The 14755-nt window shown below is 55.4% G+C and carries 13 protein-coding genes; 6 read left to right on the top strand and 7 right to left on the bottom strand.

Translation table 11 applies throughout. The features are described 5' to 3' along the window. The first annotated feature begins 152 nt into the window (after positions 1 to 152). Positions 153 to 1655, top strand: a complete 1503-nt coding sequence (locus tag ACOSDR_RS01090) for a colicin E3/pyocin S6 family cytotoxin (RefSeq protein WP_420730143.1) — start codon at positions 153 to 155, stop codon at positions 1653 to 1655. Then, positions 1615 to 2400, top strand: a complete 786-nt coding sequence (locus ACOSDR_RS01095) for a DUF6980 family protein (RefSeq protein ID WP_420730144.1) — start codon at positions 1615 to 1617, stop codon at positions 2398 to 2400. Before ACOSDR_RS01090 ends, ACOSDR_RS01095 begins: the two co-directional genes overlap by 41 nt. A 6-nt stretch (positions 2401 to 2406) precedes the next feature. Here ACOSDR_RS01095 and ACOSDR_RS01100 read toward each other — a convergent pair whose 3' ends face one another. Next, the gene (locus ACOSDR_RS01100) at positions 2407 to 2619 is read right to left on the bottom strand and encodes a M24 family metallopeptidase C-terminal domain-containing protein (protein WP_420730145.1); all 213 of its coding nucleotides are present in this window, start codon (positions 2617 to 2619) and stop codon (positions 2407 to 2409) included. On the opposite strand from ACOSDR_RS01100, the gene ACOSDR_RS01105 reads away from it, so the two are divergent. After that, positions 2536 to 2772, top strand: coding sequence for a colicin E3/pyocin S6 family cytotoxin (locus ACOSDR_RS01105; RefSeq protein ID WP_420730478.1), 237 nt, complete (start codon positions 2536 to 2538; stop codon positions 2770 to 2772). The genes ACOSDR_RS01100 and ACOSDR_RS01105 overlap by 84 nt on opposite strands. Continuing rightward, on the top strand, positions 2732 to 3517 hold the full coding sequence (locus ACOSDR_RS01110; protein WP_420730146.1) for a DUF6980 family protein: 786 nt from the start codon (positions 2732 to 2734) through the stop codon (positions 3515 to 3517). The genes ACOSDR_RS01105 and ACOSDR_RS01110 overlap by 41 nt, the downstream gene beginning before the upstream one ends. A 6-nt stretch (positions 3518 to 3523) precedes the next feature. On the opposite strand, the gene ACOSDR_RS01115 is transcribed toward ACOSDR_RS01110, so the two are convergent. After that, a complete protein-coding gene (locus ACOSDR_RS01115) occupies positions 3524 to 5542 on the bottom strand; it encodes an aminopeptidase P family protein (RefSeq protein ID WP_420730147.1) in 2019 nt (672 codons plus the stop codon). 493 nt (positions 5543 to 6035) lie between these two features. On the opposite strand from ACOSDR_RS01115, the gene ACOSDR_RS01120 reads away from it, so the two are divergent. After that, entirely contained in the window at positions 6036 to 6842 is an 807-nt protein-coding gene (locus tag ACOSDR_RS01120) for a DODA-type extradiol aromatic ring-opening family dioxygenase (RefSeq protein ID WP_420730148.1), read from the top strand. 9 nt (positions 6843 to 6851) lie between these two features. Here the strand turns inward: ACOSDR_RS01120 and ACOSDR_RS01125 are convergent, their stop codons facing one another. The 5 genes from ACOSDR_RS01125 to ACOSDR_RS01145 form a co-directional block, all read right to left on the bottom strand. After that, positions 6852 to 7607, bottom strand: a complete 756-nt coding sequence (locus ACOSDR_RS01125) for a LolA family protein (protein ID WP_420730149.1) — start codon at positions 7605 to 7607, stop codon at positions 6852 to 6854. Continuing rightward, the gene (locus ACOSDR_RS01130) at positions 7552 to 9936 is read right to left on the bottom strand and encodes a DNA translocase FtsK (RefSeq protein WP_420722988.1); all 2385 of its coding nucleotides are present in this window, start codon (positions 9934 to 9936) and stop codon (positions 7552 to 7554) included. Before ACOSDR_RS01130 ends, ACOSDR_RS01125 begins: the two co-directional genes overlap by 56 nt. A 23-nt stretch (positions 9937 to 9959) precedes the next feature. Continuing rightward, entirely contained in the window at positions 9960 to 11195 is a 1236-nt protein-coding gene (locus ACOSDR_RS01135) for an aminotransferase class I/II-fold pyridoxal phosphate-dependent enzyme (protein ID WP_420722989.1), read from the bottom strand. A gap of 260 nt (positions 11196 to 11455) precedes the next feature. Beyond that, a complete protein-coding gene (locus tag ACOSDR_RS01140; RefSeq protein ID WP_420722990.1) occupies positions 11456 to 12766 on the bottom strand; it encodes an ammonium transporter in 1311 nt (436 codons plus the stop codon). Positions 12767 to 12780: 14 nt separating this feature from the next. Beyond that, a complete protein-coding gene (locus tag ACOSDR_RS01145; RefSeq protein WP_420722991.1) occupies positions 12781 to 13119 on the bottom strand; it encodes a P-II family nitrogen regulator in 339 nt (112 codons plus the stop codon). A 397-nt stretch (positions 13120 to 13516) separates the two neighbouring features. Between ACOSDR_RS01145 and ACOSDR_RS01150 the strand changes: the two genes are divergently transcribed. Then, positions 13517 to 14746, top strand: coding sequence for a UbiH/UbiF/VisC/COQ6 family ubiquinone biosynthesis hydroxylase (locus ACOSDR_RS01150; protein ID WP_420722992.1), 1230 nt, complete (start codon positions 13517 to 13519; stop codon positions 14744 to 14746). Positions 14747 to 14755: the final 9 nt, after the last annotated feature.

Raw genomic sequence — 14755 nt, forward strand, 5'->3', positions numbered from 1 at the left:
CACGTTTTGATTTCAGCCTAAAGGGATTGCATCCTTATGGGGCTGTTTTAGTGCGATGTTTCGGGGAAGCATCGATTCAAACCCACATTTGGTCGTTAAGGGATAAGGAACCTTATCGAAAGCGACCATTAAAAAGAACAAAGGAAGATCAGATGTCGTTTAGTGATTTCTTTTCTCGGTCGACGCAACCCCGCCGGGGCGGCTTGGTGCAGGGTATGCAGGCATTTCGCCAATCCCAGGGCAAGACCTCGGCGGACGATTTTAACAACCTGAGCATCCCCAAACCCCACGGCATGGGGGATCAACCAAGTTCTAAGCAAAATGATCTAAAAGATGATCCTGATGAAGTGCTAAAGGGTCTGATGGTCCATCCGGATTATCATGCGGAAGGGGAGACTGGGGACCGTTTACGCAAAGCGGTTACCGATGGCTTTAAGCTTGCTTATCCAGGCGAGTACAAGCCCGGCAGTTTTGGGAAGGATGATAAGCCTGCGGTCCGTGCCGCGGATTTGCGCGCCCTTTTTCAAGACCGGCTTGGCACTAAGACCCCATTGCCCGGGTCAACGCCCGATCTGTCAGACGCGTTTATACGGGGAGGATCAGGCACGCCGACTCCGACTGCCGGCGACAGGAACAAGCTTTTCACACCAAAGGCTCTCAATGACAAACCAGCCCACCCCTCCCCATTGCTGGGGCTGGTAACAAAGGCGCTGGGTGTTTCTCCCGCTCAGGCTGCGACCTTTGACCAAACCACCCCCATTCGAGCGCAGGTGGAGAAACTGGCTGTAGAGAATAATGAGGGTATCTCAGATGAGCGAAAGGAGGCCCCATTTGTTCAGTATGCGCACACAAATAAAATTCCAAAAGACGCGAATGGCCAGCCTGCGTTTCTATGGTCTGCTCCATTCGGTTGGGTAAGAAATCCATCCTGTCAATTGGATCCAAACCAAACTCTTCCCCCGATCATGCCGCCCTTCCCCGCTATCCCGCCTGCGGGCCTGGATGCGCCTGAAACCTACCCAGATAGTTCACGGGCTCATGACGATCAAAACCCAAGTGACTCCGGTCGTCCTGATCAATCCGATGTCTTAGGGCCTAACAACCCATCCCCTTTTCCTGATCAGTCCGATGAAGTACCGCAGATTACATTACTTCCCAGTAAACCTCTGCCTGGAACCTATGTGAAACCCGGCGGTGCCGGCGGTCATATTATTCATGGAGGAAGAACACCTTTTGCCAAAGGCTTTAGAGGCTTTGATGTCGATAGGGAGGGAATGACCCAAGAACCGAATATCTCGCTGACTGAGGGACAGAGACGCGCTTATGATAACTATTTAAAAGGCGAGGGAGGACGTCTTATGGAAGAGCGGAAAATTCGCGAGAACCTCAAAATTGCCCCGTCTCAGAGTTTTTTATGGACTCAGATCAAGAAAAATCCAATGAAAGATGGAAAATATACTAATGGGCTTAAGGGTAAGAATTATCGATATTACGATTGGGACTACAGTCATAGCGAAATAGAGGTTTACAATAAATCTGGTCGCCATCTTGGGGCAATTGATGGGGTTACAGGGGAGTGGACTTCTAAACCGGATTTGAAGAAAGGATCAGAACTTGAGCCGGAAACGGGGCAAACGACTTCAGGATCAGCATGAGGCTTTGCAGGCGGCGGTGTTGGACCCCGAAGTGTGCCTTGTCTATGATCCTGGAATTCGAACTTATGGCGTCTGCGTTGTGAACCAAGCCATATGGAGAGAGTTCTACTACTATGGGCCAGGGAACATTTTTTTTCATAGGCGGGGTGCGCAAATTGACTACTGCCCCTGGTCTGGTCGGCTTTTGCCCGGTGATTTGCGCTATGCCAGGGCCCGAACACTAAGAGACGAATTTGGTATCAACTGCGCCCATTGGGAGACACCTGATACGACAGTGTTGCCGGATGGTTTTTACAGGTCAGAGGAATGGTGGGCGACCCGCGGTATTGACCGCCGCCGCCGCCCGAAGATACGCCGACCTCATGTGCCGGAAGGCTATTATAAAGTCTGGTATCATGACTTTCTCGACGATCCAAAGGGAACTGGTAAATATCGGTCCAGGGAAAAGCCTGCCCATCTGTGTCGCAATTTATCAGATGCTATGGAAGATATCAGGGTGATGATCTGCTACATCCCCTGGACTCGGGAATATGGCATTCGGCGTCTGGCGGTGGATCGACTAAAGGATGAACACCCCGTCCGAATGGTGAAGATTGATTTTTGCCCCTGGTGCGGGGAAAAACTGCCCGACAGCCTGAAACAAGAATGGCAGCGCCAAATCGCCATCGCTGGGCACAGTCCCAATGATGAAGACCTGCCCGGCAAATTCCTGACCGACACCTGGTGGAAAGAGGCGGGGCTTTAAGGTGCCCTAAATTGGCGCGGTTGCTGATTCCAGCCAGGCTTTCTCTGCCCCGTCCAATTGCGGTCCGATTTCTGCGAAGACTCGAGCGTGATAGGCGTTCAGCCAAGTCCGTTCGTCCTGTGACAACAGGGACGCATCGATCAATGTGCGGTCGATCGGGGCCAGCGTGATGGTCTCAAAGGCAAAGACTCCCGCTACTATGAATGGGATTATGGTCATAGTGAAATAGAAGTTTATTCTAAAAGTGGCCGTCATCTTGGGGCGATTGATGGTGTCACTGGGGAATGGACCGACAGGGCAGATACGATCAAAGATGGTAAAGTTTCAGAAAATGAGATTGAAACGGGGAAAACAACTTCAGGATCAGCATGAGGCGCTGCAGGCGGCGGCGTCGGACCCCGAAGTGTGCCTTATGTATGACCCTGGGACGCGGAATTATGGCATCTATATTGTGAATCAGGCTATTTGGAAGGAGTTTTATTCCCACGGCACGAACAATGAGTTTTTTAGGAGTTATACGGCCAGGATTGATTATTGCCCCTGGTCAGGGCGCGTCTTGCCTGGGAATCTGAAGCATGCCCGGTCCAAGGTTTTGAAAGAGGAATATGGTATCTACCTTCCTTATTGGGGGAATCCAAAACTCGTTGACTTGCCGGATGGCTTTTATGGTTCAGAGGAATGGTGGGTAACCCGCCAAATAGACCGCCGCCGCCGCCCGAAGGTTCATCGTCCTCATGTTCCTGAAGGATACTACATGGTGCGGTATCATTTTTTGCTAAAAGATCCAAAGGGAACTGGTAAATATCGGTCCAGGGAAAAGCCTGCCCATCTGTGTCGCAATTTATCAGATGCTATGGAAGATATCAGGGTGATGATCTGCTACATCCCCTGGACTCGGGAATATGGCATTCGGCGTCTGGCGGTGGATCGACTAAAGGATGAACACCCCGTCCGAATGGTGAAGATTGATTTTTGCCCCTGGTGCGGGGAAAAACTGCCCGACAGCCTGAAACAAGAATGGCAGCGCCAAATCGCCATCGCTGGGCACAGTCCCAATGATGAAGACCTGCCCGGCAAATTCCTGACCGACACCTGGTGGAAAGAGGCGGGGCTTTAAGGTGCCCTAAATTGGCGCGGTTGCTGATTCCAGCCAGGCTTTCTCTGCCCCGTCCAATTGCGGTCCGACTTCTGCGAAGACTCGGGCGTGATAGGCGTTCAGCCAAGTCCGTTCGTCCTGTGACAACAGGGACGCATCGATCAATGTGCGGTCGATGGGGGCCAGCGTGATGGTCTCAAATTCCAGCAGGGCGCGTTCTGCGCCAGTGGGGGGCGTGTCGACTTCTTTCACCACGACCAGATTTTCAATACGGATGCCATAATCGCCCGCTTTGTAATAGCCGGGCTCGTTCGACAGGATCATGCCGGGCTTCAAGGCGACGGCGTTATGGGCCTTGGCGATGCGTTGCGGGCCTTCATGCACATTCAGATAGCTGCCAACCCCATGGCCGGTGCCGTGGTCGAAATCCAGACCAGCCTGCCACAGCGGCAGGCGGGCAAGCGGGTCCAACTGACTGCCGGTCACGCCAACAGGAAAGCGGGCGGTGGCAATCGCGATATGGCCTTTCAGGACCAGCGTGAAGCGGTGGATCATCTCCGCCGTTGGGGTGCCAATCGCCATGGTGCGGGTGACATCGGTGGTGCCATCCAGATATTGCGCGCCACTGTCGACCAACAGTAATTGACCCGATTCAATGGCCTTATTGGTGCGGGGGCCAGCGCGATAATGGATCACCGCGCCGTTAGAGCCAGCGCCTGCAATCGTGTCGAAGCTCAGACCCCGGAAGTTCTCTCCCTTTTCGCGAATGCTGCGCAGGTGGTCGATGGCTTCCAACTCAGTCAACCCGCCCTTCTGCGCTGTTTCAGCGATCCAGTGCAGGAATTTCGACAGGGCCGCGCCATCGCGCTTATGGGCGCTGCGGGTACCCTCAATCTCAACAGCATTCTTGCAGGATTTCGGCATCAGGCAGGGATCGGGGGCCTCCACGATCCTGGCACCATATTGCTGCAGGCGATCAAAGATCAGGCAGGGGGCCGTGGCAGGATCGGCCTGCACAGTTTTGCCCTGGCGACCCAGTTCGGCCAATGCATCAGCATAGTCGCTTTCCGGGCGCAGGGAGACGGCATTGCCCAGCGAGGCGCGGACAGACGGCGTTAATTTGCGCTCGTCAATGAACCAATCGACCGCACCGTCCTGATGTAACAGCGCGAAGCTGAGCGGTAGGGGACAGTTTGGCACATCGCCGCCCCGCATATTCAACAGCCAGGCGATGGAGTCGGTCGCGGTGATTGCGGCGGCGTCGATGCTCTTTTTGGCCAAGGCGGCGCCCAGGCGCGCGCGTTTATCCTCTGATGCCTCGCCCGCGAACTCGAGGGTTTGCGGCACAACAGGGGTCAGCGGAGCGGCGGGTTGATCCTGCCAAACCGTATCGACGGGGTTTGGCTCAACCCGCACAAGGCTGGCCCCCGCACGCTGGGCCGCTAAATTCAGGTGGCCTGCGCCATGTTGTGTGTGCAGCCAGGGATCGAATCCAATTTTGTCCCCGGCTTTGAAATTCTCCGCGATCCAGTCAGTTGCCGGGGCTTCAATCATATGCTGGGGTGTAAACAGGCTGGTATCGACCTGATCGAGAACCTGCAACGTATAGCGGCCATCAATGAAGATTGCCGCCTTGTCCAGGCCGACTACAACAGTCCCGGCCGACCCGGCAAAGCCCGTCAGCCACAGCACCCGTTCCGCCTTTTGCGCAATATATTCGCCCTGATATTCATCGGTTCGGGGAATGACCAACCCATCCAATCCCTGTTTGCGCATTTCAACGCGCAGGGCGTCCAGGCGTTCCTTTGGCGCTGGCCCATCGGTAAAGGGGCTGCCCAGCCCGTCCATGTAAGCACGACCAGCCTGGGCCAATTGGGCGCGCACAGCCGTGGTCGCATTTGGGGCAATCAAATCCGTCCAGCGGTCTTGAGAGTCTGGCGGGGCGGCGGCGGCACCGCGCAACAGCGCTTCTATTTCTGCTTCATCCCGTATGATATCTGCGTCCTGGAGTATTTTCTGTAGATCAAAAAGAGTGGCCGATGTCATAGAAGCGGATCCTGGTGTTTGGGGAACTATACTTAGAATAAGCTATGAAGGCCGTGGGCCATTTGCAAGCGACAGTACCTTGTAAATATCGCACCAGTCACTTTATGAATAGCAAGAGTCGGCAGATACGGTCGCGGCAATGAGCAATAGCTATGCACCTGTAACATAGCGGGGGTGCATATTGTTCACCTTTTAAGAAGCCTCGGTTCGGGCCATATCCTTGGTATAGAGGATGCGCCGCTGACCTCCTCCCCCAAACCCCAAGCGGCGTATCTACCAGGTGCATAAACCTTTTAGGTGGTTGCCCTGGGTGCCTTTAAACAGGCATGCGCCCCGTCTCTCCCCTCCCCCTGAGACGGGGCGCTCTTGTATTAAGACAATGGCGTTGTTCTTATTGCCACTTGTTTGTCGACGATGCGTTTCCTTCAACAGGGCTTATCGTCCGCTTGTCCTTCTCGTAACTATACAGTTCTGGTGATGATGGAGAGGCCCGATGACGTTACAGGAAACTATACCCGCCGTTTTTGTGTCCCACGGCCCACCGACCCTTCCATTCGAAGACATTCCGGCACGGGAATTCTTGTCGTGCATGGCCAAGGATTTGCCTCGGCCGAAGGCGATCCTGGCGGTTTCTGCGCATTGGGAAACCGCTGAACCATCGGTCACGACTCGGCCTGACCAGACAGTTTTGCATGATTTCTATGGGTTCCCGGATGCCCTGTATCAAATGCGGTATGACGCGCCCGGATCCCCCGATCTGGCCCGGCAGGTTCAAGACATGCTTTCAAATGCAGGTTTCCCCACCCATGGCGATTCAGAACGGGGGTTGGATCATGGGGCATGGACGCCGTTGACCCTGATTTATCCGGAGGCGGATATTCCGGTCATTCAATTGTCCATCCAGACAGACCTTGGGGCGGCGCATCATCTGGCGCTGGGCAGGGCGTTGGCTCCGTTACGCGACGAGGGAATTCTGATCCTCGCCTCGGGTAATATCACCCATAACCTGCGGGCCTGGGCGCGCCTGCGTCAGTTGGGGCAGGATGGAGTGCCTGATTGGGTTACAACCTTTCAGGACTGGGTCTATGACAAGGTAACAGCCGCTGATATCCCGGCCCTATTGGATTTCATGCAGGCCCCGATGGGGCGCGAAAACCATCCGACACCAGAACATTTCCTGCCCTTCTTTGTCGCCCTGGGGGCTGGTATGGCGGGCGGGCATCCTGCTGTTCAAGGGCGCAGATTGCATCACAGCATATGCTATAATGTTCTTGCCATGGATGCATATGCGTTCGGGTAAGACCGCAGGTTATCGATTGTTTTTAGTGATCCACGGATTGACGAAATAGAACTGGTCAGAATCCAAATCAATCCCGGTTTGTACATTTTCCAGCAGGACACGGGTGACAGTGCCCTGCTGATCAACCACAGTCCATTGCACCAGACTCAACGGTTGTTCTGAGAATGTGAAGGTCAGTGACCCTGCATCGGGCGCATCCTTCTGGGCAACTGTGATATGCAGGAAACCCTTATCTTTGGCGGCATCCAGAACTGTAAGCTCTTCACCAAGTTTCATTGGCTGGCGCAACAGCATGGAGGCCGGGGTCAGCCCCAGAGGAATGTGGCTCGCCTCTTTCAAATCTTCATCGACGAAAATGTAGAATGTGCCATCTGCGATAATCTTGAACGGCAGGGGGGCATCATAATCGATGCGCATCTTGCCGGGACGGTCCATCATGACATCGCCCTGATACACAGTTCCATCCATGTTGAATTGGCGGAATCGCGCCTTTAGCGTATTGATTTTGTCAAAATAGCTTTCGATCTCTGACAGCAGAATTTTCTGCTCGACGGAGCCCATTTGGTGTTGTTCTGGCCGTTCAATCGCGGCGTTGGGATCGACGGCCTGGGATTCCGCCTTCACTTGACCGGACAGACCAAGCCCCGCCACCAGAATCAGCGCGGCCAATAGGCCGCGGCTTCGGCGGTGCGATGCAGTGTATTTAAGATTACCGGGAATGATCACCAACCAAGACTTCACGCTTTCCAACATGGTTCGCCGCACTGACGACCCCTTCCTTTTCCATGCGCTCAACGATCCTGGCGGCACGATTATACCCGATTTGTAAATGACGTTGGACAAAGCTGGTAGAGCATTTGCCTTCCCGTGCAATCAGGGCAACCGCCTGGTCATACAGCGCGTTTTCACCACCGTCGTCACCACCGCTGCCCCCGGAAAGAGAGCTTGCGCCGCTGACATCGGTATCGAATCCCCCTGACATATCGTCTTCATCGGTCACACTTTCAACATAGGCCGGCACACCTTGTGCTTTTAAGAACTGACAGACGGCCTCAACCTCTGTGTCATCGACGAAAGGACCATGGACGCGGGTGATGCGCCCACCGCCTGCCATATGCAGCATATCGCCCTTGCCCAGCAATTGTTCCGCGCCCTGTTCGCCCAGAATTGTGCGGCTGTCAATTTTCGAGGTGACTTGAAATGAAATCCGTGTCGGGAAGTTCGCCTTGATCGTCCCCGTGATAACATCAACGGATGGGCGTTGGGTTGCCATGATCAGGTGGATCCCCGCCGCACGCGCCATCTGGGCCAGGCGCTGGATGGATGCCTCAATATCCTTGCCCGCGACAAGCATCAAATCCGCCATTTCGTCGACCAATACGACGATATAGGGCAGGGGGGTCAGGTCCAGCGGCTCTTCTTCAAAAATCGGCTTATGGGTCTCGGAATCAAATCCGGTCTGTACGCGCCTTGTGATGACCTCACCCTTGCGATCCGCCTCGGCAACGCGCTTGTTGTATCCTTCGATATTGCGCACGCCCAGCTTGGACATGGAACGATAGCGGTCTTCCATTTCACGCACCGCCCATTTCAAGGCGACAACGGCTTTCTTCGGGTCGGTCACCACCGGGGCCAGAAGATGCGGAATGTTATCATAGACGGATAATTCCAACATCTTGGGGTCGATCATAATAAAGCGGCATTGATCGGGCGTCAGCTTATACAGCAGGGACAGGATCATTGTGTTCATGCCCACGGATTTCCCGGACCCGGTGGTCCCGGCGATCAGCAGGTGGGGCATGGTTGCCAGATCAACAACTTCCGGCGTGCCGCCAATATCCTTCCCCAAAATCAAGGGCAATTTCGCCTTTGACTTATCATATGTGTCGGATGCGACCAGTTCCCGATAGCCCACCATTTCCCGGCGCGCATTGGGGAGTTCGATCCCGATAACGCTGCGCCCTGGAACGGTTGCGATGCGCACGGAAATTGCGGACATGGATCGTGCGATATCATCACTAAGACCAATCACGCGGCTGGTTTTGGTTCCAGGCGCGGGCTCCAACTCATACAGGGTGACGACGGGGCCGGGGCGTACTTTGGTAATTTCTCCTTTGACGCCGAAATCTTCCAGCACCCCTTCCAGCATGCGGGCATTCTGTTCCAATCCTTCAGAATTCTTGGATTGTGCCTCTGAATCAGGGTGGCGGTCGACCAGAATATCCAACGGAGGGAGGTGGAATTCCCCATCCTGCGGCGGCAGGGCCAGTTTGATCTGACGCTCTTCTGTGGCGCGTTTGGATGGTTTTGGGCTTTCCGGTGTTTCAACCCGATCTTCTCGCTGGGCGCGGGGAGCAGAAGGTGCGGCGCGCGGCGGCGTTGCGCGCTTTATCGCCGGGGCCAGGGTTGGCTCTACGCGGCCATCGCCCCGCCGCAGAACCAGTTCTTTCAGGGCAGGGGCAAGTTGGTCGGCATTACGCAGCGCGCCGGCACCCCGCCTGGCACCGGCCCAGGATTTCACAATGACCGTGCGCCATTCTGATAACGTGATGCCAAATCCATACAAGGCGATAGTCACAGCCGGAACCGCAGCCGCCAGCCCGATCCAGGACAGGTCAATGCCAACCAACAGGGGTCTTATTCCAGAGAGGATAACATCCCCCAGTATTCCGCCCAATCCGGCCCCCAAAGGCCAGGCGTCATAGCGGGGAAGCGTTGCCAGTGCCAGGGCGGTCAAGGCCGCCAGGGCCGGGGTCAGGGCCAGTCGGATCCAGGCGCGCGGTAGCACGCGATCCATAACCAGCCGCCATCCCCAGCCGGCCAGAAGCGGGAATCCCAGGAAGCTGGCTAAGCCCAGGCTTTGCAGCGCGACATCGGCAATGCTTGCACCGGGATACCCCAACAGATTGCTGACTGGCTGGCTGGTGGCATTATTCGGCGATGGGTCTGCAGGGCTATAGGAGACAAGCGCCGTCAACAGCGCGAAGGCAAGAATGATCAGCCCGATGCCAAGGCATTCAATGCCTCGCTTCTTCAGGTAATCAGTTGCCCCATCTGGAAGAAAGGCTGCTTTTTCCTGTGTCTTTGCCACCATCTCTTACTCTCTCTGTGTCGTCGTCAATTGATCGAGTTATGTGTGCTTAAAACTTGTGCAATGCGCCCCATGGCGTCTTCAACCGTTTTCGGATCATGAACCAGCGCAATGCGGATATAGTCATCCCCTGGGCTTTTTCCGGTATTCGGGTCGGTTTGGGACATGTATCGCCCTGGCATAACCTTGATTCCGGCATGCTGCCACAGCAGGCGCGTCGCCGTTTCTCCGTCACCGACTGTGGCTTTCGTGTTCAGCCACAGGAAAACCCCTGCTTCCGGTCGATGAAAACCGGGGAGCCGCCCCAGATGATAGTCGGCAATTTCGACCAAATTGAGGTAATGGGCGCGATTTGCGGTCACATGGGTTTCATCCTGCCATAGGGCCTCTCCCGCCGCCATCAGGGGGCCTGGCACCTGCGCGCCGCCATAACTGCGCAGCATCAGCAGGGGCTCGATTAAGGCGGGGTCCCCAGCAACGAATCCCACCCGCAAGCCGGGAGAACCAGAGCGTTTGGACAGGGAATTGAAGACCAGCAGATTATCGGGCGATCCCCCCAAATCCTGGGCCGCGTCAAAGCCGCCAGCCGGTGGAGCATCAAACCAGATTTCCGAATAACATTCATCGACTGCCAGCACGAAGTCATGCTTTCGGGCCAGGGCCAGCATTTCTGTCAATGCTGCCCGGGTTGCAACTGCACCCGTTGGATTGCCAGGCGTGCAAAAGAAACAGATGGCTGCGCGATCCAATACTTCCAGCGGCAGTGCCGCATAATTCGGGACGAAATCATTTTCGGCCACTGTATCAACCAGGATCGGTTCCGCGCCGCCGACAATCGCGCCCCCGAAATAGACATGATACATCGGATTGGGGACCAGTACAGTTGGCGTGATGCTGGTATCGCCCAGCCGGTCCCGCTTACGCAGGATCGCCATCAGGGTTGCCTGAAACAACCCTTCGCGTGATCCGCACAGGGCAGAAATCTGTGCTGCTGCATTGATCGCGTTTGCCTGTAATCCGTATCGACGTTCCAGCCAGCGCGCAACGGCCTCCCGATATCCAGGCGATCCGGCGGGGGGGGGATATTTGCCAAACAGTGCCGCTGTTTGTGTAACCGTTTGGGCAACGATGGCAGGTACGGCGGCCTGTGGTTCGCCCACTTGCATGAATACAGGGGGGTAACCCGGCGCCAGGCCGGTCAGCAATTCGTCGATGCGACGAAATGGAAAATTCTTCAATTGATCAAGCCGATGCCCGGCCATATCGCGATCCGTATTGCTGTTTGTGCCGCAAGGTCTTCTGGCGCTCGCTTAGGACCTCACTCTTCTAGCCCTAGAAGCAATATGCGCGCCAATCCGTGTATAGGGTACCATATACTAGATATTGAGGAAAATAACAGCGCTTGTTCGCAGCTAGCTGCAAAGCAAAAAAAAGGCCCCCGAAGAGCGAACTCCTCGGGGGATAAGGTTTGCGGGGTGGAAACAGTGTGGTGTGGGTTGTTTCCTTGTTTTCGTCAGGCTTCTTACTTAGAAGCCGAACCCGCACCAAATTCAGGATAGGCCTCCATGCCCAGGTCCGCCTTGTCGAGGCCGAGCATTTCAGCCTCTTCAGAGACGCGGACACCGACCACCAGTTTCAATACCGTCCAGACGATAAAGCTGGTGACGAAGACAAAGGCGCCGATTGCAACAATACCGGTCAACTGGACAACAAAGTCCGCACCGGAGAAGACAACCGCCAGCGTGCCCCAGATACCACAAACCAGGTGGACCGAGATTGCGCCGACGACATCGTCAATTTTCAGCTTGTCCAGCAGAGGCACGGCAAAGACAACCAAGGCACCGCCAACGGCACCAATGAAGATCGCCAGCATCGGGCTTGGTGCCAAAGGTTCAGCCGTAATAGAGACCAGACCAGCCAAAGCACCGTTCAGAGCCATCGTCAGATCGATTTTCTTATACAGGATCTGGGTCAGGATCATCGCCACGACAACGCCAGCCGCTGCGGCCAGGTTGGTGTTGATGTAGATCGTCCCGATGTCGGAGATGTCCTGCATTGTGCCCATAGCAAGCTGAGAGCCGCCATTGAAGCCGAACCAGCCCATCCACAGGATAAACGTCCCAAGCGTGGCCAGGGGAAGGTTCGCACCGGGCATTGGATGTCCGCCGTCACCATAGCGACCCTTACGGGCACCAATGACAAGGGCACCGGCCAAAGCTGCCCAACCACCAACGGAATGCACGATTGTAGAGCCAGCGAAGTCTGAGAAGCCCATTTCGCTGAGCCAGCCACCGCCCCAGGTCCAGGAACCCTGGATCGGGTAGATGATTGCGGTCAGCACGACACAGAATGCGAAAAACGGCCACAGTTTGACGCGCTCTGCCACTGTACCAGAGACGATTGAGGCTGTTGCCGCAACGAAGACCATCTGGAAGAACCAGTCTGAACCAGCGGAATACTCGCCGCCTTCCAGGGTGTCTGCAGCAGCGATTGTTCCGGCATCCCAAATTGCGAAGCTGCCGAAATAGCCGCTGACATCCATATACATCAGGTTGTAGCCGATCAGGTAGAACATGATACCGGCGATCGAATAGATACCGATATTCTTGAGGCATTGCGCCGCAGTGTTCTTAGAGCGAACCAGACCCGCTTCCAGCATGGCGAAACCTGCCGCCATCCACATGACCAGGAAGCCATGCATCAGGAAGGAAAGGCTGTTGAAAATATACTGCGTTTCCAGCGGAACATCCGCCATTGCGGGCATTGCAATAAAGCTGATCGCAGCGGCGACAGCTCCTGCAATACCATAACGTTTGATTGATGCGGTCATCATCGAATTATCTCCCCTTAAAGCGCGTCGGCATCGGTCTCGCCGGTGCGAATGCGCACGGCTTGAGCGACGTCGAGGACGAAGATCTTGCCATCGCCAATTCGACCGGTGTTGCCGGCCTTCTGAATTGCTTCGACGGTCTGGTCGGCCAAATCAGATGGCACAACCACTTCGATTTTGACTTTTGGCAGGAAGTTCACGGAATACTCAGCCCCGCGATATACTTCTGTCTGCCCCTTTTGACGACCGAAGCCTTTGACTTCGGTAGCGGTTAACCCCTGTACACCAAGTCCGGTCAGTGCTTCGCGCACATCGTCCAGCTTGAAGGGTTTGATGATCGCCATGATCAGTTTCATAGATTTCCCCGAGGGCTCCCTCTCTATTGAAGCGATATTGCTCCCTCCCACGCGCCGCTACAGTCTTCGGGACATCCGGATGATCACCGACCCCCCGGCCGACATCCCCGATGGCTCGCTTGCGCGAACCCTGCACCACGCATGAGGCTCGCATTGGTAATAACAAGATGCGTGCCAAACCGTCATGAATTTGAAATATTGTTAATTATCAATACATTAAGGTAAAATTTATTTAGGGTTAGGTAATTTTTGATACAGTTTTCATGCCCAATTAATAGCCGAAAATAAAATTTGCATATTTTTTAGGCAAAATAATGCGACAATCGAACGCTGGACTTCCGGGTCGTATGGCGCAACCTTTGACGGAAGGATTTGGTGTTTGACGAAGGGTGGCCGAATGGCAAACAAGCGTGTTGATGTTGTCTTTGCGGGCGGCGGCATGGTGGGAATGACTCTGGCGATTGCCTTGGCACGGTCGGGCCTATCGGTTGTCGTGGTGGATCGGGAACCCCCGGCATCCGTGCTGAACCTGGCCTATGACGGTCGCGCATCTGCGATTGCCCTGGGATCCAAAAGGGTGCTGGAAGCAGCGGGCGTGTGGCAGCATATGGCCGCTGACGCATCGCCGATATGGGATATCCGTGTCGCTGATGGTCATCCGTTGCGCGGTGTGTCGCCTTTATTCCTGCATTATGATCACGCCGATGTCGGTGATGATCCCTTTGGATGGATCATTGAAAACCGGATCACGCGCACGGCCTTGCAGAAGGTTGCGGCGGAAACAGACGGTTTGACCCTGATCGCACCCGCCGACGTCGTGCGCATTGATCGCGATGCAGATTGTGCCACGGTTGTTCTGGAGGATGGCCGGGAAATCCATGCGTCATTGGCGATTGCTGCGGATGGAAAATTCTCCATGCGCCGCAAAGAAGCGGGCATCAAAACCAGTGGATGGACGTATAATCAGACATCCATTGTCGCAACCGTGCGCCATGAGCGCGCCCATGACGGGGTTGCTGTGGAACTGTTCCTGCCCGGTGGTCCGTTTGCAATGCTGCCCATGACGGAAAATCGTTGCAACATTGTTTGGTCAGAACAGACAGATCTTGCGCAACGCTTTATGGCGATGGACGATCACGCGTTCCTGCAGGAACTGGCGTTGCGGTTTGGCGACTGGCTTGGCGACCTGGAACTGGTGGGCCCGCGCTTTGCCTATCCGCTTAGCCTGCTTCAGGCCGACCGTTATACTGATACACGGTTCGCTCTGATCGGAGATGCCGCCCATGCCATTCATCCGATTGCAGGGCAGGGGCTGAATATGGGGTTGCGCGATGTCGCCGCCCTGGCGGAGGTGATCGTCGATAGCCATCGACTGGGCCTGGATGTTGGCAGTGCGGCGACCTTGCGCGCCTATGAGCGGCGGCGGCGGTTTGATAACATTCTGTTGACGGTCGTGACGGACGGATTGGTTCGATTGTTCTCCAATGATGTACCGCCGTTGCGCACCATCCGGGATATTGGGCTGGCAGCCGTCAATCGGCTGCCCCCCGCCAAAAACTTCCTGATGCGCCACGCCATGGGGGTCGTTGGAGACCTGCCTCGCATGGTGCGGGGCGAAGCGCTTTAGAGCACTTTT

Origin of the sequence: Hwanghaeella sp. 1Z406, assembly GCF_048892425.1 — a bacterium.
GTDB lineage: Bacteria > Pseudomonadota > Alphaproteobacteria > UBA8366 > Aestuariispiraceae > Pacificispira.

Bases quoted from the DNA above. Each gene is read 5' to 3' on its own strand.
- ACOSDR_RS01090 (WP_420730143.1), top strand. From the start codon at position 153: ATGTCGTTTAGTGATTTCTTTTCTCGGTCGACGCAACCCCGCCGGGGC.
- ACOSDR_RS01100 (WP_420730145.1), bottom strand. From the start codon at position 2,619: ATGACCATAATCCCATTCATAGTAGCGGGAGTCTTTGCCTTTGAGACC.
- ACOSDR_RS01110 (WP_420730146.1), top strand. From the start codon at position 2,732: ATGAGATTGAAACGGGGAAAACAACTTCAGGATCAGCATGAGGCGCTG.
- ACOSDR_RS01115 (WP_420730147.1), bottom strand. From the start codon at position 5,542: ATGACATCGGCCACTCTTTTTGATCTACAGAAAATACTCCAGGACGCA.
- ACOSDR_RS01120 (WP_420730148.1), top strand. From the start codon at position 6,036: ATGACGTTACAGGAAACTATACCCGCCGTTTTTGTGTCCCACGGCCCA.
- ACOSDR_RS01130 (WP_420722988.1), bottom strand. From the start codon at position 9,936: ATGGTGGCAAAGACACAGGAAAAAGCAGCCTTTCTTCCAGATGGGGCA.
- ACOSDR_RS01135 (WP_420722989.1), bottom strand. From the start codon at position 11,195: ATGGCCGGGCATCGGCTTGATCAATTGAAGAATTTTCCATTTCGTCGC.
- ACOSDR_RS01140 (WP_420722990.1), bottom strand. From the start codon at position 12,766: ATGATGACCGCATCAATCAAACGTTATGGTATTGCAGGAGCTGTCGCC.
- ACOSDR_RS01145 (WP_420722991.1), bottom strand. From the start codon at position 13,119: ATGAAACTGATCATGGCGATCATCAAACCCTTCAAGCTGGACGATGTG.
- ACOSDR_RS01150 (WP_420722992.1), top strand. From the start codon at position 13,517: ATGGCAAACAAGCGTGTTGATGTTGTCTTTGCGGGCGGCGGCATGGTG.